This is a genomic window from Microbacterium sp. 05N427 (assembly GCF_056397105.1).
On record NZ_JBFTMT010000019.1, the window covers coordinates 43,451 to 59,909 of the forward strand.

The following is a 16,459-nucleotide window of genomic DNA, read 5'->3' on the forward strand; positions in this document are numbered from 1 at the left end:
CTGGAAACGAGCCGTTCGTGCACTTCGAAACGGGGGAGGGGTCAGCTCCCGGAGGTCAGCGCGAGCAGGCGCTCCCTGACCTGGCGGCGCAACACCTTGCCGATGAGCGAAGTCGGCAGCTCGTCGACGACGAAGATGCGGCGCGGGACCTTGTAGGGCGTGAGGATCCCGCGGGCGAACTCGCGGATCGCCTCGACGTCGACGTCGTTGCCGGGATCCACGACGATCGCCGCGACGACCTCCTCGCCGGAGTGCTCGCTGGGAAGCCCCACGACCGCCGCATCGAGGACGTCCGGGTGCTGGCGCAGCGCGCCCTCGACCTCGGTGGGGGCGACGTTGAAGCCGCCGGTGATGATGAGCTCCTTGATCCGATCGACGATGCGCACGAACCCGCCGTCGTCGATCGTGACGATGTCGCCGGTGCGGAACCACCCGTCGGCGAAAACGGCCTCGGTCTCCTCCGGCTTGCCGTAGTAGCCGGAGAACACCTGTGGCCCCCGGACGACGAGCTCGCCGGGCTGCCCCGGCTCGACATCGGTCGTCGGCTCGTCCGGATCCACCACGCGGCACTCGGTGCCGGGCAGCGGCAGACCCACGGTGCCGGGGACGCGGTTGTCCGCGACGGGGTTCGCCATGAGTACGGGCGAGCACTCGCTCAGGCCGTACCCCTCGACGAGATAGCCGCCGGTGGCCTGTTCGAACGGGACGACGAGCTCGTGCGGGAGCGCCATCGCTCCGGAGATCGCGACGTCGATGCCGGCGAGCGACACGCCCTTCTCGGTCGCGGCCTTGAGCAGCCGGTCCGCGATCGGCGGGACGAGGGGCAGGAACGTCGCAGGGTGCTTCTTCACCACGTCGAGCACGAGGTCCGGGTCGAACTTCGGGAACAGCACGAGGCGCGCGCCCATGGACATCGCGAAGGTGAGGCAGAGCGTGAGCCCGTAGGCGTGGAACATCGGCAGCACGGCATAGACGACGCAGCCGTCCCCGCGGGTGATCGCAGGCACCCACGCCCTGGCCTGCGCGGCGTTGGCGAGCAGGTTGCGGTGTGTCAGGGAGGCGCCCTTGGGGGTGCCTGTGGTGCCGGACGTGTACTGGATGATCGCGAGGTCGGCCGTCGAGGGGTGCGGATGCGACGGAGGGAGCGGGGAGTACCCCACGACCGACTCCCACGTGACCGTGCCGCGCACTCGGGTGGTGAGCGCATCCCGGGACTCCCGCGCCTTCGCGACCGGCAGGCGCAGCGCGAACCGCGTGAGCGCCGGCATCGCCCGCGTGATGTCGACCGAGATGAGGTTCGTGACGGCGAGATCCGCAGGGAACTCCTGCACGCTCGCCACGACCTTGTTCCAGACGATCGCGTGCTTCGCGCCGTGATCCTCGAACTGCTTGCGCAGCTCGCGCGGTGTGTAGAGCGGGTTGTGCTCCACGGCCACGGCGCCCAGGCGCAGCACGGCGTAGAACGCGATGATGTGCTGCGGACAGTTCGGCAGCACGATCGCGACCGGATCGCCGGCCTTCACGCCGAGCGCCTTCAGCCCCGCGGCCGCACGATCGATCGCCGCCTGCAGGTCGCGGTACGACGTGGTCCGCCCGAAGAACTGCAGCGCGGGGGCGTCCGGATAATCGCGGGCCGACGCCTCGACGATGTCGACGAGGGATCCGGTGACCTCGGCGAGATCCTCCGGCACCCCCTCGGCGTAGCTGGCGGTCCAGGGGCGCGGAGGAACGAACGTCGTCACCCGCTCAGCCTATGCCGCACCCGGGGATCGTGCTGCGGCGGGCGCAACCCGATCAAGGGCAGCGGCAGTCCCTTGCGAGCGGGGGAGCGACAGCCCGCTGGCTAGACTGTCCTGGTGTCTGAAATCACCCCTGATCTCGTACGCCATCTCGGCGTGCTCGCGCGCATCCAGCTCTCCGACGACGAGGTGACGCAGCTGACCGATCAGCTGGACGCCATCGTCGACAACATCGCGAAGGTCTCCGAGGTAGCGACGCCCGACGTCGCCGCGACGAGCCACCCGATCGCGATGCACAACGTCTTCCGCGAGGACGTCGTGGGCCAGCCCCTCACCACCGCGCAGGTGCTGCAGAACGCACCCGACGCCGACGGCGACCGCTTCCGCGTGACCGCGATCCTGGGAGAAGAGCAGTGAGCGAGATCATCCGCTGGACCGCCGCCGAACTCGGCGCCAAGCTGGCTGCGGGCGAGGTGTCGAGCGTCGAGGCGACGCAGGCCCACCTCGACCGCATCGCCGCCGTCGACGGCGATGTGCACGCCTTCCTGCACGTCAACGAGCACGCGCTCGACGCGGCGGCCGACGTCGACCGTCGCCGGGCGGCGGGGGAGAGCCTGGGCGAACTGGCCGGTGTGCCGCTCGCCATCAAGGACGTGCTCGTCACGACGGATCAGCCGTCCACGAGCGGCTCCCGGATCCTCGAGGGCTACCGCTCGCCGTTCGACGCGACCGTCGTCGCCCGAGCGCGCGCAGCCGGCCTCGTCGGAATCGGCAAGACCAACATGGACGAGTTCGCGATGGGATCCTCCACCGAGCACTCCGCGTACGGCCCCACGCACAACCCCTGGGATCTGGACCGGATCCCCGGCGGCTCCGGCGGCGGGTCGGCTGCTGCCGTCGCCGCCTTCGAAGCCCCGCTCGCCCTCGGCTCCGACACCGGCGGATCCATCCGCCAGCCGGCGCACGTCACCGGAACGGTCGGCATCAAGCCGACCTACGGCGGCGTCAGCCGGTACGGCGCGATCGCCCTCGCGTCGAGCCTCGACCAGGTCGGCCCTGTCGCCCGTACGGTCCTTGACGCGGGACTGCTGCACGACGTGATCGGCGGTCATGACCCGAAGGACTCCACGTCCCTCCCCGATGCGTGGCCGTCGTTCGCCGACGCCGCCCGCGAAGGGGCGACCGGGCAGGTGCTCAAGGGGCTCAAGGTGGGCGTGATCAAGGAGCTGCCCGACTCCGGCTTCCAGGCCGGAGTCGCGAGCTCGTTCCACGCCGCACTGAAGCAGATGGAGGCGCAGGGCGCGGAGATCGTCGAGATCTCAGCCCCGCACTTCGAGTACGGCGTCGCGGCGTACTACCTGATCCTGCCCGCCGAGGCGTCCAGCAACCTGGCGAAGTTCGACTCGGTGCGCTTCGGCCTGCGCGTCACGCCCGAGGGCGGCGGCACGGTCGAGGACGTCATGTCGCTCACCCGCGAGGTCGGCTTCGGCCCCGAGGTGAAGCGTCGCATCATCCTCGGCACCTACGCCCTGTCTGCCGGCTACTACGACGCGTACTACGGCAGCGCGCAGAAGGTGCGCACGCTCATCCAGCAGGACTTCGACGCCGCGTTCGCCCAGGTCGACGTCATCGCGACGCCGTCCGCGCCGACCACTGCGTTCAAGCTCGGCGAGAAGATCGACGACCCGCTGCAGATGTACCTCAACGACCTCACCACGATCCCGGCGAACCTCGCCGGCGTGCCTGGGATCTCGATCCCGTCGGGCCTGGCGGAGGAGGACGGCCTGCCGGTCGGCATCCAGTTCCTCGCCCCCGCCCGCGAAGACGCCCGCCTGTACCGGGTCGGCGCCGCGCTGGAGACGCTGCTCGTCGACGCCTGGGGCGGGCCGCTGCTCGACCGAGCCCCAGCCCTTCGGACGGTTGCTGAGCCTGTCGAAGCACAGGGACCGATTGGAGAGGGCATCTGATGGCCGCCGTGAAGCTCATGGACTTCGACAAGGCGCTCGAGCTGTTCGAGCCGGTGCTCGGCTTCGAGGTGCATGTCGAGCTCAACACCGAGACCAAGATGTTCTCCGACGCCCCGAACCCGGCGAACGAGCGCAACCACGACGCGGAGCCGAACACGCTCATCGCCCCGGTGGATCTGGGACTGCCCGGATCCCTCCCGGTCGTGAACGAGACGGCCGTGCGCTCCTCGATCAGCCTGGGCCTCGCGCTCGGCTGCTCGATCGCCGAGTCCTGCCGGTTCGCGCGGAAGAACTACTTCTACCCCGACCTGGGCAAGAACTATCAGATCTCGCAGTACGACGAGCCGATCGCGTTCGAGGGATCCGTCGAGGTCGAGCTCGAGGATGGGACGCTCGTGACGATCCCGATCGAGCGCGCGCACATGGAGGAGGATGCCGGCAAGCTCACCCACATGGGCGGGGCGACCGGTCGCATCCAGGGCGCGGAGTATTCGCTCGTCGACTACAACCGCGCCGGCGTGCCGCTCGTCGAGATCGTCACCAAGCCGATCTTCGGCGCCGAGCACCGGGCGCCCGAGATCGCGAAGGCGTACGTCGCCACGATCCGCGACATCGTGCGCGGCCTCGGCATCTCCGAGGCGCGCCTGGAGCGCGGCAACCTGCGCTGCGACGCGAACGTCTCGCTGCGTCCCCGTGGCCAGGAGAAGCTCGGCACCCGCACCGAGACGAAGAACGTCAACTCGATGCGGTCCGTGGAACGCGCCGTGCGCTTTGAGATCCAGCGGCAGGCGGCGATCCTCGCCGACGGCGGCACGATCACGCAGGAGACCCGGCACTGGCACGAGGACACCGGCACCACCTCGCCCGGACGTCCCAAGTCCGACGCGGACGACTACCGGTACTTCCCGGAGCCCGATCTGCTTCCGGTCCGACCGGACCCTGCTCTCGTCGAGGCGCTGCGTGCCGTACTGCCTGAGCAGCCTGTCGCGCGTCGCCGTCGCCTCAAGGCCGACTGGGGCTTCGGTGACATCGAGTTCCAGGGTGTGGTGAACGCCGGCCTGCTCGACGAGGTCGAGGCGACCATCGCCGCGGGCACGACCGCCGACGCCGCGCGGAAGTGGTGGACGGGTGAGATCAGCCGCATCGCCAACGAGCGCGAGGTCGACGCCGGATCGCTGATCGGCCCGGCATCGGTCGCCGCGCTCCAGCAGCTCGTCGACGCCGGTACGCTGACGGACAAGCTCGCACGCCAGGTGCTCGAGGGCGTCATCGCCGGCGAGGGCACCCCGCAGCAGGTCGTCGACGCCCGTGGGCTCGCGGTCGTCTCCGACGACGGCGCGCTCATCGCCGCGATCGACGAGGCCCTCGCCGCTCAGCCCGACGTGATGGCCAAGATCAAGGACGGCAAGGTGCAGGCCGCCGGCGCCGTGATCGGCGCAGTGATGAAGGCGATGAAGGGACAGGCGGACGCCGCCCGCGTGCGCGAGCTCATCCTGGAGCGCGCCGCGCAGTAGGAACCGCTCAGGACGCTCTCAAGGGTGCGGCGCTCACGACGCGCCCTTGAGAGCGGCTGCCTGAAGTCCCGCGCCCAGGAGACGTGCGATCGCTCGCAGGCTGGCCGGTTCGTGCAATCTGCGCCGCTGCTCCTGCGGACTCCCCTCGGAGGCGGCCTCGAGCGGTCGGGCGGTGATCGTCGCCGACCAGGCGTCGGCGGCGGCCCGGAGGGCACCACGATCCGTTCCGGCGGGCAGGCAGGCCGTCAGTGCGCGCTCGACCGTGTCGTGCAGCGCACGCCGGTAGCGGGAGAGCGCTGTCGCGACCTCGGGGCGCACGTGGGACTCGTGCCAGAGGATCTCACGCAGCACATCAGACGCCTCCCGGTCCTGCAGAACGCGCTCGCCCACGTTCATGAGCGTCTGAACGGGGTCTCCGCGTACGGCGAGCGGCCCCGTATCGAGGGCTGCGGTGCCGAGGCGCTCATCGATGAGCGCGGCGAGGATCTCGGGTTTGGCCGGGAAGTAGTAGAAGAGCAGCCCCTTGGGCACGGCGGCGGCACGCGCGATCCGCGCCGTGGACGTTCCGTCGAAGCCGTGCCGGGCGAACAGGACCTCGGCGGCATCGAGGATCCGCGTGCGAGCGTCTCCGGCGTCGGAGTCCTCGGTCATGGCGCCTCCTCACGGAGGTGCGGAACCGGGGTCTCCCCGCGTCCCGCACCCTGTGCGACCCAGCAGGTCACGCGTGAGCCGCCGTGGGGCCGCCGTGAGACGCGCGGTGGGCCTTCTCAGCGGGCACCAGTGCCCAGAGCCCCGCGGCCGCGCAGACGGCTCCGCAGATCCACGAGGTCCACGCGGGCCCCGCATCTCCGGCGTAGGAGCCGATCCATGGGGAGATGAAGAGCAGCGCGCCGATCGCGGCGAGGATCCACTCCATCGACACGAGACCGGGAGCTGCGAGGCTCCATACCCCGGCAGCGATCATCAGAACGCCCAGGACGATCATCATGGTCATCGACATGCCCATGCCGGGCGTCATCATGATGCCCGCCACGACCGCGACCAGTCCGGCGGCGACGGCCACCCAGTCCTGCCAGCGTGTCCACTTCTTCATAGAACTCATCCTCCTTGCAGTCAGATGGCTCCCGAATGGGGGTCGCAACCACTCTACCGCGTTGATTGACCGACCGGTCAAAACGCCGGGATCCGATGTCGGCGGCCTCCGCGAGAATGGGTGCATGGGACGAGGCGACGGATCAGGGCGGATCGTCTCGGCGCCCGGCGCCGACGACAGCGGGACGGGGATCCTGCACGTCGACATGGATGCGTTCTACGCCGCCGTCGAAGTGCTGCACGAGCCGTCGCTGCGCGGGCTTCCGTTGATCATCGGTTCTCCCGATGGGCGCTCCGTGGTCTCGAGCGCATCCTACGAGGCGCGGCGTTACGGCGTGCGTTCCGCGATGCCGGTGGCGCAGGCGATCCGGCTCTGCCCGACGGCGCGGATCGTGCCGCCGGACTTCACGAAATACCGCGATGTGTCGCAGAAGGTCATGGCGATCTTCGAGCAGGTCACCCCGCTCGTCGAACCGCTGTCGATCGACGAGGCCTTCCTCGACGTGCGCGGCGTACGGCGGCTCTGGGGGAGTCCCGGCCGGATCGGCGCCATGATCCGGGAGCGTGTGCAGGACGAGGTGGGGATCAGCTGCAGCGTGGGCGTCGCCGCCACCAAGCACGTCGCCAAGATGGCCTCGACCATGTCCAAGCCCGACGGACTGCTCATCGTCGCCGCGGCCGACACGCTCGACTTCCTCGCCACCAAACCGGTGCGCGCGATGTGGGGCGTCGGGCCGAAGACCGCGGAGACCCTGGAATCGCGCGGGATCCGGCTGATCAGCGACATCCGGGCCACTCCCGTGTCCGCCCTCGAACGGGCGGTCGGCCCCGCGCTCGCTCAGCGCCTGAGCGATCTCGCCGAGGGGCGAGACCCGCGGGGCATCGAGACGAACCGGGTGGAGAAGAGCATCGGGCACGAGGAGACGTTCGACATCGACGTCGCCGACCGGGAGGCTTTGYGCTCCGAACTGCTGCGCCTCGCCGACCGGGTCGCCGCACGACTGCGCAGGGCCGGCTGGGAGGCCGGGACGGTGGCGATCAAGATCCGCTTCTCGGATTTCACGACGGTGAGCCGTTCCCAGACGCTTCCCGAGCCGACGTCGGTCGGCCAGCGGATCGGCGAGGTCGCCCGCACGCTTTTCGAGGCGATCGACCGGCGCGACCCGGTGCGACTCGTGGGGGTGCGCGCCGAGCGTCTGACGGATGCCGGCGGGGCGCTGGGGCTGTGGGACGACGACGCCGAGTGGCGTCGGGTCGAGGACGCGCTCGACAGCGCCCAGGCGAAGTTCGGATCAGGGATGGTCACGCGCGCCCGGCATCTCGGCGCGCGGGCCGGGCGTGGGGCGGCGCCGCATCCCCGCGCGCATGGACTGGATTGAGCCCGGAACGTTGCCTGGCCGTGCCCGGGCGGCAGCGGGGCCGGTGGTCGACGCTGCGCGGGTGGGCTAGCGTGGAGGCATGCCGCACATCGCACTCGAGCTTGGCAAGAACTCCGCGTCCTTCGGCGTCAAGAGCGCCTACGGCGAGACGCAGGAGGTGGACGGTGCATCGTTCACCCCGGTCGCCCTGACCTTCTCCGGCTTCGGCGGGGGCTCCGGCGGTGCCGAGGGCACGGCCGAGGGCGAGGGCGGCGGTGGTGGCGGGATCGCGATCCCGCTCGGCGTGTATGTGCGGCGCGAGGAGGGGCTGCGGTTCGAGCCGAACCTGGTCTCCCTGCTGGCCGTGGCTGTGCCCTTCGTCTGGGTTGCGGGGCGCGCGATCTCCCGCATCATCCGTGCCCTCAAGAAGTGACGATCCGGTCGCACGTGCGCTGAGCGTCGCGGTCTCCCGGATCGCAGACGCCGTTCGCGCCGTGCAGGCCTCGAATCCGGTGGTGCTCGTGGACGGGCGCAGCGGCGCAGGAAAGTCCACTCTCGCCCGGCTGCTCGCGGAGCACTGGCCGCTGCGCACGGACCCGCAGTTGATCGCGCTCGACTCGATCTACCCGGGCTGGGACGGCATGGACGCCGGGGTCGAGCGCGCGTATGAGCAGATCCTCCGCCCGCACGGGCGCGACCTCGTCGGCACCTGGCAGCGCTACGACTGGGACGCTGGCGAGTATGCAGAGAGCTATGCGGTGGATCCCTCGCGCGGTGTGATCCTCGAAGGCTGCGGCGCGCTCACGCCCCGGGCGGCGCGCATCGCCGACGTGCGGGTGTGGGTGGAATCGCCCGAGGCGAGCCGCAAGCGCAGGGCGCTGGACAGGGACGGGGAGCTCTTCCGGCCGCACTGGGAGCGCTGGGCCGCGCAGGAAGTGGCGCACATCCGTCGGGACGACCCGATCGGTTTCGCCACGCTGGTGGTCTCGATCCCGTGACCGCTCAGACGCCGTCGAGCTCGTCCGCGGCTTCGACGAGCAGATCCAGTCGGTAGCCCAGCCATTCGTACACGCCCAGCCGGGGATCCTCCGGGTCGGGCGCGGGGTCGTCCTCGATGCCGAGCCGCGAGGCGATCACGAGCCGCAGCGCGGCGAGCGTGCGCAGCCAGGCGTCCACTTCGGAGGGGGCGAGCACCAGCTCGTCCCGCACATCCGGATCCTCGCCCCGCGAGGCGAGGCCGTGCTGCACGACGTGGGCGTCGGCGGCACGCCTGTCCAGCAGCTCGGCGCTGGTCGCATCCGCGAACTCGGCCGACGCGTCGGCGTCTTCCGGGTAGGCCGCGGGGGTGAGACGGTTCAGAGCGGCGTCCGCGCCGAGCTCGGTCTCGCGGAGCAGGTCGAGGAACTGCTCGACGAGCTCGGCGAGATGCTGGGCCTCGATGGACTGCATCGGCAGCCGGATCCCGGATCCGGTCATCCCGCTCACTCTCCTGCCCGGCGCACGGTCGCCCACAGCCCGTAGTCGTGCATCGCCTGCGCGTGCACCTCCATGGTCTCGCGCGGGCCGATCGCCACGACCGCGTGGCCCTCGTTGTGCACCGCCATCATGAGGCGGGTCGCCCGATCCTTCGGATAGCCGAAGTACGTCCGGAACACACGCGCCACGTAACTCATGAGGTTGACCGGGTCGTCCCAGACGACGAGCTCCCACGGCACGGCGGGCGCGGCCTGCAGGTCGAGCTGCTCGTCGACGTCGGGGGTGAGAAGCGGAGCGCTCATGCCCACCCCAGCTCGTGCAGCTGCGCGTCATCGATCCCGTAGTAGTGCGCGATCTCGTGCACGAGGGTGGTGTGCACCTCGTTGCGCAGCTCCGCCTCGTCGGCGCTCTGCGCGAGGTGCGGCTCGCGGTAGACGATGATCCGGTCGGGAAGCTCTCCCATGCCGTAGTTGCCGCGCTCGGTGACCGCGAGGCCGTCGTAGAGACCGAGCAGGTCCAGGGACCCGTCCTCCGGCCGGTCCTCGACGACGAAGACCAGGTTCTCCAGACCCTCGACCATCTCGTCCGGCAGACGGTCGAGTTCGTCCGCGACGAGCTCTTCGAACGCCTCCGGATCCATCTCCATGCCGCCGGAAAGCTCGATCGTCATGTGCACGCGTCGTCCGAGAGCGTTCAGCCCTATCCGCTCTTCGGCATCGAGGAGCGCCCGATAGAACGGGTTGTCGGGGGCGTCGTCCTCCGCGAATCCGAGGGTGGAGTAGAACGGCGCGTTCCATGGCACATCGGCGAAGGTGCGCAGGGTGACGGCGTGGTAGCTACGGCCGGCCGCCTCGTCGAGAGCCGCCTCGACCAGCTCGCGCCCGTGGCCGCGGCGCGCGTGCGCGGGCAGTACGGAGAGCTGCTCGAGGTGCGCGTGACCGTCCTCCTCGAGCACGTGCACGAAGCCCACGGGCGCGCCGTCCTCTTCCTCCGCGACGACGAGGAGGAAGCCCGGCTCCGCCGCGCGAGCGTCGCCTGAGGGGGCGTCCCCGGCGAGCGCGGCGCCGAACAGGGGGATGAAGACGGCGTCGGCCTCGTCCTCGATCCCGGCCAGCTTCGCGAGGTCGGCATCGGTCGCGGCGCGGACGAATGAAGCCATGCCTCGATGCTATCCGGCCTACGGGAGCGGTCGGCCGCGAGGGGCGGTGCAGCGTCCGGTCACGGAGACGCTCGACGCTGGCGGGGAGACATCGGTCCGGTTGCGGACTGCGCGTGGATCGTGCGCTGGGTCACGCGAGCCTCTACGGCGATTTCATCGATCGGCACCTGTGCGGGGCCACGGTCGGAGAATGATCGCCGGCTGAGAGCCCCTGCCGCGGGCTGTCCGTGGCAGGGGCTTCGATGGAGCACGGATCAGCGGCGGACGGGCCGGTTGCCGCGCTTCTTTCCTGCCGGACGATGACCGATCGCGACGGCTCCGAGAATCGCGATCGTGCCCATAGCGAGGATCGGTGCAAGACCGAAGGAACCGCCGAGCGCCCAGAAGACCAGGGCCGAGATCAGGAACAACGTGAAGGTGAGGCCGGCGCCTTTGAGAAACTTCATGTGTTTGGCCCCTCAGCCCATCGCAGCCTTGATCCAGCCCCCGACGAGGCTGACCCCCACACTGGTGACGACCGCACAGGTGAAGCTGTTGCTCGCGCACCATTTCTGGGTCGCAGCGTACCCTCTGGCGATGGCGTTCCACACGTTCGTCCCGGGGTTCTGAAGAAACATGATCGTCTTCCCGCCATGCTGTGGGGACGTGAGATCGAACACCTCGTAGATTCMTTTGCACTTCCGAGGATCCTTCCCATCCCAGTTCTGGGATCGATTGCAGATCGCTCGGGTGCGAGCCCCTCTCGTGATGGCGTCCACCGCTTTGGCGTGCATCTGAACAAACGTCGGTCGCCGATCACCCACCGCAGCGCTGGCTGATTCCGTGACGGCGAGTCCGCTGGCCAGCAGAATGCCTATTGCAACGAGTGCGCCAATGACGTTTCTACGGAACATCATCCTGAGTTCTCTCCTTCTGTTCATGATCCCGGCTGGATCGCGAACAGGATGGAGGTGAAGTCGCCGCAACGCTGTCCCCTTTTCGGGGGACAAGGAGGGGCACCGAAGTTCGATTCGTACCTTGACCTGAGGTTTCGAGGGTGGCGGCATCTGTCCGGTCTGTCATTTTGTCTCTCCCTCCATGCGGATTCCTCGCGGGCGTCGAATCCTTTGGACCTAGACAATGCAGCACTCTTGGATCTTCTGCGCGGTCCAGACGTCCTCCAGGCTGAGGGCATGGATACGAGCTTCCTGGTGACGACGATCGTGATCACGGCGACCCCGGGCAGTGGTGCCCTGTTCACGATCGCTGCAGGGCTGTCCCGGGGCGTTCGAGCGGGGATCATCGCGGCGGTCGGCTGCACCCTGGGGATCCTGCCGCACCTCGCGCTGGCGCTGTCCGGCGCCGCTGCGGTGATGGCGGCGAATCCCGTCCTGTTCGACGTCATCCGCTGGATGGGCGTGGCCTATCTGCTCTATATGGCCTGGGGCATGTGGCGGGACGAGCGCGGGCTCGCCGTGACCGCCGAGACGGAGGACGGCTCTGCGCCGTCGAGGATGTCGTTCGGACGGGTGGTCCGCGATGCGGTCCTTGTCAATCTGCTGAACCCGAAGCTCACGATCTTCTTCTTCGTGTTCCTRCCGATGTTCGTGGATGTCGGAGCGTCTGACGGCCTGCTGAGGATGGCGGGCCTCGGCGCGGCGTTCATGGGGATCACGTTCGTGATCTTCGCGGCCTATGGTGCGGGCGCCGCGCGCGTGCGGGATCTCGTGCGAGCGCGTCCCGGGGTGAACCGGCTCCTCGGCCGTGGCTTCGCGTTGACCTTCGTCGTGCTGGCCGTGCTCCTGGCGATCACACCCCGGTGAGAGCGACCCGACGGGATCAGAGGAGGCGGCCGAGCGTCGCGATCGCGGACGCGAGCCGGGCGCTCGAGTGGGGGCCGTAGCCGATCACGAGACCCGGTGGGCCGGGGGAGAAGCGGTAGTCCGAGAGCGGCTTGACCGCGATCCCCTCGAAGGCGGCGCGCTCTGCCAGAGCGGCGTCGTCGACGCCGTTCGGCAGCATCACCTGGACGTGAAGGCCGGCGGCGATGCCCTCGACGCGGCACCCTGGCATGTGCGCGCGGATCGCGGTGACCGCGGCGTCGCGGCGCTGCCGGTGCCGGAGCCGGAGTCGCCGCACCTGGCGCTCGAGCACGCCGGTGCCGATGAGCTCGGCCAGGACGAGCTGCGGCAGGGCGGGCGAGCCGAGATCCGTCGCCCAGCGCCGGCGTACGAGATCGTCGGACCAGCTCTCCGGAGCGATCATCCAGCCGATCCGCAGCGCCGGGGCGAGCACCTTGGAGAGGCTGGAGATGTGCAGGATCCGCTCCGGCGCACTCGCCTGCAGGGCGGGGACGGGTGCACGGTCGTAGCGGTACTCCGAGTCGTAGTCGTCCTCGATGATCACGCCGTCCGTGCGCTCTGCCCAGGCGATGAGCTCTCGGCGGCGCTCGGGGGAGAGCACGACGCCGGTGGGGAACTGATGCGCCGGCGTGGTCAGCACGGCGCGGACGCCACTCGCCTCAAGCGCGGTGACGTCGATGCCGTCGCCGTCCACGGGAACGGGGCGCAGCTCGTCCAGCCAGTATCCGAGGATGCGACGGTTCCCGTCGGCGCTCGGGTCCTCGATGCCGCACGAGGTCGCGCCCCGCTCGCGCATGGTCTGGGCGATCAGGCTGAGAGCGCCCGTGACGCCTGCCGTGACGATGATGCGCTCCGGGGGTGCGACGATGCCACGGCGGCGTGCGAGCCATCCGGCCAGTGCGTCCCGCAGCGGGCGTACGCCCTGCGGATCGGCGTAGCCGAGGTCGCGAGCAGTCGCCGTCGCAAGGACGCGGCGTTCGGCCTGCAGCCAGGCCGCCCGGGGGAACGCGCTCAGATCGGGTGCTCCCTCGGAGATCTGGAGCGGCTCCACGGCGTCGATCGGTTCGGCGAGCCGGCGTGGGCGGACGGGCGGAGGAACCGCCGCCGCGATCCGGGTGCCCGCTCCCCGGTTCGTGATGAGCAGCCCCTCCTCGGTCAGGCGACGGTAGGCCTCGACGACGACGCCGCGGGAGAACGAGAGCTCCTCGGCGAGTTCGCGGCTCGGCGGTACCCGTGTGCCGGCGCGGAGAGTCGTGTCGGCGACCGCGGCGCGGATCTGTGCGGTGAGCCACGCGGTGCGCCCGCGGGAGGGAGCGTCGCGCGGGTCCAAGCGGAGGAAGTCGGATCCGGTCATCTGACTGGGGAGCCTATCCGGCGTCCCGCGCAGCTCGCGACATCTGCGTCTCGACGGGCGGTGCGGAGAGAGGGAAAAGGCTCGGATCCATGCGGATCCGAGCCTTTTCGGTGGGGTGGCTAACGGGACTTGAACCCGCGGCCCCCGCGACCACAACGCGGTGCTCTACCAACTGAGCTATAGCCACCATGTGCCTGCCGGAGCGGGCAACCTGACAAGTGTATTACAGGTTTGAGGCGAACTCTGACACCACGGCGTCCGACGTCGCCTGGACCTCTTCGGTCGTGGGTCCCGGCTGGTCGATGAACACCGCACGGCGGTAATACTCCAGCTCGCGGATCGACTCGAGGATGTCCGCGAGCGCGCGGTGGCCGCCGTCCTTGGCCGGAGCGTGGAAGAAGACGCGCGGGTACCAGCGGCGCGACAGTTCCTTGATGCTGGAGACGTCGACGTTGCGATAGTGCAGGTAATGGTCGACATCGGGCATGTACTTCGCGAGGAACATGCGGTCGGTGCCGATCGTGTTGCCGGCCAACGGCGCCTTGCGCTCCTGCGGCACGAACCGCCGGATGTAGGCGAGCGTCTGCTCCTGCGCCTCGGCGAGGGGAACGCCGCCCGGGATCTCCTCGTACAGGCCCGAGGTTCGGTGCATGTTCGTGACGAAATCATTCATCTGCGTCAGCGCCGCGTCGCTCGCGCGGATGACCACCTGGAACCCGGGATCTACTATGCGCAGCTCGAAGTCGGTGATTACGACGGCGATCTCCACGAGTTCATCGATTGCGAGATCGAGCCCCGTCATCTCGCAGTCGATCCAGACCAGACGATCGTTCTCGGACGAAGAAACCATGCGGCCATCCTACTGAGCGCCACCGACGCGCTAGCCTGGAGGGGCGCCTCCGTAGCTCAGCGGAAGAGCAGCGGCCTTCTAATCCGCTGGTCGCAGGTTCGAATCCTGCCGGGGGCACTTGTTCTCTCCGTGGCTCAGGTCGCGGATCGACGCCCCACCCGCGCGGCGATCACGTCGACGATGAGCCAGCGCACGGCGGCGGCCGTGGTCAGCGCCCAGATGACGGATCCGAGCACATCCGTGGGGAAGTGCAGTCCGTCGCTCACCACGGCGAGGCCGATCACCGCGGTGGCGACGACACCGAGCACGATGGGCAGCCAGGCGTACCGGGTGCCACGGAGCAGGAACCAGAATGCGATCGCCAGCGCGACGATGTAGGCGGTGTGACCGCTCGGGAACGAGCCGTCTGTCTGCAGCGGCGAGAACGGGTGGGCGAGCAGGGATGCATCGGGGCGTGGGCGATCGACCAGGATCTTGACGGCCGCGACGGGCAGCCAGGTGAGCGCGACGGTGAGCCCGAACAGCAGCGCGGTGCGCAGCGAGCGTGAGACCGCCCACACGATTCCGGCGATCACGAGGGTGATCACCACCGCGGGGAGCGGCTCGATGCCGCGATAGATCGCGTTGCCGATCGTGCCCCACAGGCCGGTGTGCGTCTTGTTGAGGGCGACGACGAGACTCTGATCGGCCTGCGTCGCCTTCATCGCGAACCCGAGGACGATCACGGCGACGGCGCCGATGACCGCGACGGCCACGGCGACCAGGGGGCGCGGTGAGGGGCGCTCGATGCCGGTGAGTGGCCGGGTGCGGGTGCGTCGCAGCTCAGTCATGGGGGAACCTCATCCTTTGTGTTCCTCGCGATGGCAGCACCGGAGGCGGGCGCCCGCCGGTTCGCGTGCGCCGGATCCATGTTCCGATGCATCGCCTAAGGATTGGCCAAGAAACGCGAGGGCCGCCAGGCTGCGTTGCGCAGACGCGGTCAGTAGCGCAGCGCGGCGACGGCGTCGTCGGCGCTCCAGAAGTCGCCGACGATGCGGAACGTGCCGGAGGAGAGGTGCAGGCGCTCGGCGCGATAGCGCAGGCCGAGGTCGTGCGGCATGATCCGCAGGTGCCCGCGGATCGCTCCGCGGCGGTCCAGCACGCGCCAGAGGCACTCGCCGGCGGGCTGCAGCGTTTCGACGGAGCGGGTGAGAACGGGCGTCGCCCAGCGGATGGTCGGTGCGGGGGTGGTGTTCGTGGTCATGGTTCCTCCTTCTCCTTCGAACATAAGGACGGCCACCGACATTCGCCGGAGACGCCGGCGACCCGGGCGCCCGGACAAGTCCCTACACTGTGCTGGTGACCGTGACTGTATGGCTCTCGCTGGTGGTGGCGTGCCTGGTGATCAGCCTCACGCCGGGCGCGGGCGCGATCAACACCATGACCAACTCCCTGAACGAGGGATGGCGGCGTTCGATCTGGGGGATCGTCGGCCAGCAGCTCGCGCTCGTCGTGCACGTCGCGATCGTGGCCGCGGGCGTCGGGCTGCTCGTGGCGCGCGTCCCCTGGCTGTTCGAGACGGTCAGGTACGTCGGGGCGGCATACCTGGTCTACCTCGGGATCCGGCTGATCATCGCGCGCGTGCCGGAGGCGGTCGAGGAAGCCGAGGCACTGCGCCCCGCCGAAGGCCGATGGCCCATGCTGCGGCGCGGATTCTGGGTCAATCTGCTCAACCCCAAGGCGATCGTGTTCTTCCTGGCGTTCGTGCCGCAGTTCATCCGGTTGGACCGCGATCCCTGGCCGCAGTACCTGATCCTCATCGGGACGACGGTGGTCATCGACGTGATCGTGATGTGGTTCGTGTTCGCCGCGACGGCGCAGGGCTTCCGCCGGCTCACCTCCAGCACGCGAGGTCAGCGCACGCTCAACATCGTCTTCGGCGTACTGTTCATCGCGGTGGCGGCGCTCCTGCTTCTCGTGCACTGACCGGCTGGGCGGGGTTCCGAGCGGGCGCGCTCGATCCTCCTCCACATGCAAGCGCGCGGTCGGTTTCGGCACCGATTGCGCATCGCCGCCTCCACGGCGGTGGCCGGGGCGTGACGCTGTCTGCAGGAACGGAGCCTCCTCGAG

General features: G+C 69.5%; 20 protein-coding genes, 2 tRNA genes and 1 pseudogene. 9 read left to right on the top strand and 14 right to left on the bottom strand.

The genetic code is table 11. The annotated features are described in order from the left end of the window. Window positions 1-41 precede the first annotated feature (41 nt). Entirely contained in the window at window positions 42-1,742 is a 1,701-nt protein-coding gene (locus AC1DG4_RS16345; protein ID WP_477378948.1) for a long-chain-fatty-acid--CoA ligase, read from the bottom strand. Between the two features lie 114 nt (window positions 1,743-1,856). Here AC1DG4_RS16345 and gatC point away from each other — a divergent pair, with 114 nt between their 5' ends. From gatC to gatB, 3 genes are read left to right on the top strand one after another with little or no spacing between them, the layout of a single operon-like run. After that, the gene (gatC, locus tag AC1DG4_RS16350; protein ID WP_477378950.1) at window positions 1,857-2,156 is read left to right on the top strand and encodes an Asp-tRNA(Asn)/Glu-tRNA(Gln) amidotransferase subunit GatC; all 300 of its coding nucleotides are present in this window, start codon (window positions 1,857-1,859) and stop codon (window positions 2,154-2,156) included. Beyond that, a complete protein-coding gene (gene gatA, locus AC1DG4_RS16355) occupies window positions 2,153-3,706 on the top strand; it encodes an Asp-tRNA(Asn)/Glu-tRNA(Gln) amidotransferase subunit GatA (protein WP_477378952.1) in 1,554 nt (517 codons plus the stop codon). Before gatC ends, gatA begins: the two co-directional genes overlap by 4 nt. Next, complete coding sequence (gatB, locus tag AC1DG4_RS16360) at window positions 3,706-5,220, top strand: Asp-tRNA(Asn)/Glu-tRNA(Gln) amidotransferase subunit GatB (protein ID WP_477378954.1); 1,515 nt, start codon at window positions 3,706-3,708, stop codon at window positions 5,218-5,220. The genes gatA and gatB overlap by 1 nt, the downstream gene beginning before the upstream one ends. Window positions 5,221-5,253: 33 nt before the next feature. Here gatB and AC1DG4_RS16365 read toward each other — a convergent pair whose 3' ends face one another. Both AC1DG4_RS16365 and AC1DG4_RS16370 read right to left on the bottom strand, forming a co-directional pair. Further along, entirely contained in the window at window positions 5,254-5,871 is a 618-nt protein-coding gene (locus AC1DG4_RS16365) for a TetR/AcrR family transcriptional regulator (RefSeq protein ID WP_477378957.1), read from the bottom strand. Window positions 5,872-5,938: 67 nt separating this feature from the next. Further along, window positions 5,939-6,313, bottom strand: a complete 375-nt coding sequence (locus AC1DG4_RS16370; protein ID WP_045270543.1) for an SPW repeat protein — start codon at window positions 6,311-6,313, stop codon at window positions 5,939-5,941. Window positions 6,314-6,437: 124 nt separating this feature from the next. Between AC1DG4_RS16370 and dinB the strand changes: the two genes are divergently transcribed. The 3 genes from dinB to AC1DG4_RS16385 all read left to right on the top strand — a co-directional run bounded on the left by dinB (window position 6,438) and on the right by AC1DG4_RS16385 (window position 8,668). Then, window positions 6,438-7,691, top strand: coding sequence for a DNA polymerase IV (gene dinB / locus AC1DG4_RS16375; RefSeq protein WP_477421348.1), 1,254 nt, complete (start codon window positions 6,438-6,440; stop codon window positions 7,689-7,691). A gap of 79 nt (window positions 7,692-7,770) precedes the next feature. After that, entirely contained in the window at window positions 7,771-8,103 is a 333-nt protein-coding gene (locus tag AC1DG4_RS16380) for a hypothetical protein (RefSeq protein ID WP_105688804.1), read from the top strand. Then, a complete protein-coding gene (locus AC1DG4_RS16385; RefSeq protein WP_477378961.1) occupies window positions 8,087-8,668 on the top strand; it encodes a nucleoside/nucleotide kinase family protein in 582 nt (193 codons plus the stop codon). The genes AC1DG4_RS16380 and AC1DG4_RS16385 overlap by 17 nt, the downstream gene beginning before the upstream one ends. A 4-nt stretch (window positions 8,669-8,672) precedes the next feature. Here the strand turns inward: AC1DG4_RS16385 and AC1DG4_RS16390 are convergent, their stop codons facing one another. From AC1DG4_RS16390 to AC1DG4_RS16415, 6 genes and pseudogenes are all read right to left on the bottom strand, one after another. Next, a complete protein-coding gene (locus tag AC1DG4_RS16390) occupies window positions 8,673-9,146 on the bottom strand; it encodes a DUF2017 family protein (RefSeq protein ID WP_477378963.1) in 474 nt (157 codons plus the stop codon). A gap of 5 nt (window positions 9,147-9,151) precedes the next feature. Then, the gene (gene clpS, locus AC1DG4_RS16395) at window positions 9,152-9,448 is read right to left on the bottom strand and encodes an ATP-dependent Clp protease adapter ClpS (protein ID WP_477378965.1); all 297 of its coding nucleotides are present in this window, start codon (window positions 9,446-9,448) and stop codon (window positions 9,152-9,154) included. Further along, on the bottom strand, window positions 9,445-9,792 hold the full coding sequence (locus AC1DG4_RS16400) for a metallopeptidase family protein (protein WP_477379335.1): 348 nt from the start codon (window positions 9,790-9,792) through the stop codon (window positions 9,445-9,447). Before AC1DG4_RS16400 ends, clpS begins: the two co-directional genes overlap by 4 nt. A gap of 114 nt (window positions 9,793-9,906) precedes the next feature. Beyond that, window positions 9,907-10,305: pseudogene (locus AC1DG4_RS16405) on the bottom strand (GNAT family N-acetyltransferase); the annotation flags it as partial. A 254-nt stretch (window positions 10,306-10,559) separates the two neighbouring features. After that, window positions 10,560-10,751, bottom strand: a complete 192-nt coding sequence (locus AC1DG4_RS16410; protein ID WP_477378967.1) for a hypothetical protein — start codon at window positions 10,749-10,751, stop codon at window positions 10,560-10,562. A gap of 12 nt (window positions 10,752-10,763) precedes the next feature. Next, a complete protein-coding gene (locus tag AC1DG4_RS16415) occupies window positions 10,764-11,225 on the bottom strand; it encodes a hypothetical protein (RefSeq protein WP_477421349.1) in 462 nt (153 codons plus the stop codon). Between the two features lie 252 nt (window positions 11,226-11,477). Between AC1DG4_RS16415 and AC1DG4_RS16420 the strand changes: the two genes are divergently transcribed. Next, the gene (locus tag AC1DG4_RS16420) at window positions 11,478-12,107 is read left to right on the top strand and encodes a LysE family translocator (RefSeq protein WP_477378970.1); all 630 of its coding nucleotides are present in this window, start codon (window positions 11,478-11,480) and stop codon (window positions 12,105-12,107) included. 16 nt (window positions 12,108-12,123) lie between these two features. On the opposite strand, the gene pdxR is transcribed toward AC1DG4_RS16420, so the two are convergent. From pdxR to orn, 3 genes are all read right to left on the bottom strand, one after another. Beyond that, window positions 12,124-13,500 carry a MocR-like pyridoxine biosynthesis transcription factor PdxR gene (gene pdxR / locus AC1DG4_RS16425; RefSeq protein ID WP_477378972.1) on the bottom strand — a complete coding sequence of 459 codons (1,377 nt, stop codon included), beginning with the start codon at window positions 13,498-13,500 and terminating at the stop codon, window positions 12,124-12,126. Between the two features lie 111 nt (window positions 13,501-13,611). Further along, a tRNA-His gene (locus tag AC1DG4_RS16430) sits at window positions 13,612-13,687 on the bottom strand. 36 nt (window positions 13,688-13,723) lie between these two features. Continuing rightward, entirely contained in the window at window positions 13,724-14,350 is a 627-nt protein-coding gene (gene orn / locus AC1DG4_RS16435; RefSeq protein ID WP_477378974.1) for an oligoribonuclease, read from the bottom strand. A 45-nt stretch (window positions 14,351-14,395) separates the two neighbouring features. Between orn and AC1DG4_RS16440 the strand changes: the two genes are divergently transcribed. Beyond that, window positions 14,396-14,467: transfer RNA gene (locus tag AC1DG4_RS16440), tRNA-Arg, on the top strand. Between the two features lie 17 nt (window positions 14,468-14,484). Here the strand turns inward: AC1DG4_RS16440 and AC1DG4_RS16445 are convergent. Beyond that, the gene (locus AC1DG4_RS16445; RefSeq protein WP_477378976.1) at window positions 14,485-15,180 is read right to left on the bottom strand and encodes a phosphatase PAP2 family protein; all 696 of its coding nucleotides are present in this window, start codon (window positions 15,178-15,180) and stop codon (window positions 14,485-14,487) included. A 149-nt stretch (window positions 15,181-15,329) separates the two neighbouring features. Next, window positions 15,330-15,593 carry a hypothetical protein gene (locus AC1DG4_RS16450; protein ID WP_477378978.1) on the bottom strand — a complete coding sequence of 88 codons (264 nt, stop codon included), beginning with the start codon at window positions 15,591-15,593 and terminating at the stop codon, window positions 15,330-15,332. A 95-nt stretch (window positions 15,594-15,688) separates the two neighbouring features. Between AC1DG4_RS16450 and AC1DG4_RS16455 the strand changes: the two genes are divergently transcribed. After that, on the top strand, window positions 15,689-16,315 hold the full coding sequence (locus tag AC1DG4_RS16455; RefSeq protein WP_477378980.1) for a LysE family transporter: 627 nt from the start codon (window positions 15,689-15,691) through the stop codon (window positions 16,313-16,315). Window positions 16,316-16,459: the final 144 nt, after the last annotated feature.

Excerpts from the sequence above, each read along its gene's own strand:
- gatB (WP_477378954.1), top strand. The coding sequence starts at position 3,706 with ATGGCCGCCGTGAAGCTCATGGACTTCGACAAGGCGCTCGAGCTGTTC.
- AC1DG4_RS16365 (WP_477378957.1), bottom strand. The coding sequence starts at position 5,871 with ATGACCGAGGACTCCGACGCCGGAGACGCTCGCACGCGGATCCTCGAT.
- AC1DG4_RS16370 (WP_045270543.1), bottom strand. The coding sequence starts at position 6,313 with ATGAAGAAGTGGACACGCTGGCAGGACTGGGTGGCCGTCGCCGCCGGA.
- AC1DG4_RS16380 (WP_105688804.1), top strand. The coding sequence starts at position 7,771 with ATGCCGCACATCGCACTCGAGCTTGGCAAGAACTCCGCGTCCTTCGGC.
- AC1DG4_RS16390 (WP_477378963.1), bottom strand. The coding sequence starts at position 9,146 with ATGACCGGATCCGGGATCCGGCTGCCGATGCAGTCCATCGAGGCCCAG.
- clpS (WP_477378965.1), bottom strand. The coding sequence starts at position 9,448 with ATGAGCGCTCCGCTTCTCACCCCCGACGTCGACGAGCAGCTCGACCTG.
- AC1DG4_RS16400 (WP_477379335.1), bottom strand. The coding sequence starts at position 9,792 with ATGGAGATGGATCCGGAGGCGTTCGAAGAGCTCGTCGCGGACGAACTC.
- AC1DG4_RS16410 (WP_477378967.1), bottom strand. The coding sequence starts at position 10,751 with ATGAAGTTTCTCAAAGGCGCCGGCCTCACCTTCACGTTGTTCCTGATC.
- pdxR (WP_477378972.1), bottom strand. The coding sequence starts at position 13,500 with ATGACCGGATCCGACTTCCTCCGCTTGGACCCGCGCGACGCTCCCTCC.
- orn (WP_477378974.1), bottom strand. The coding sequence starts at position 14,350 with ATGGTTTCTTCGTCCGAGAACGATCGTCTGGTCTGGATCGACTGCGAG.
- AC1DG4_RS16445 (WP_477378976.1), bottom strand. The coding sequence starts at position 15,180 with ATGACTGAGCTGCGACGCACCCGCACCCGGCCACTCACCGGCATCGAG.
- AC1DG4_RS16450 (WP_477378978.1), bottom strand. The coding sequence starts at position 15,593 with ATGACCACGAACACCACCCCCGCACCGACCATCCGCTGGGCGACGCCC.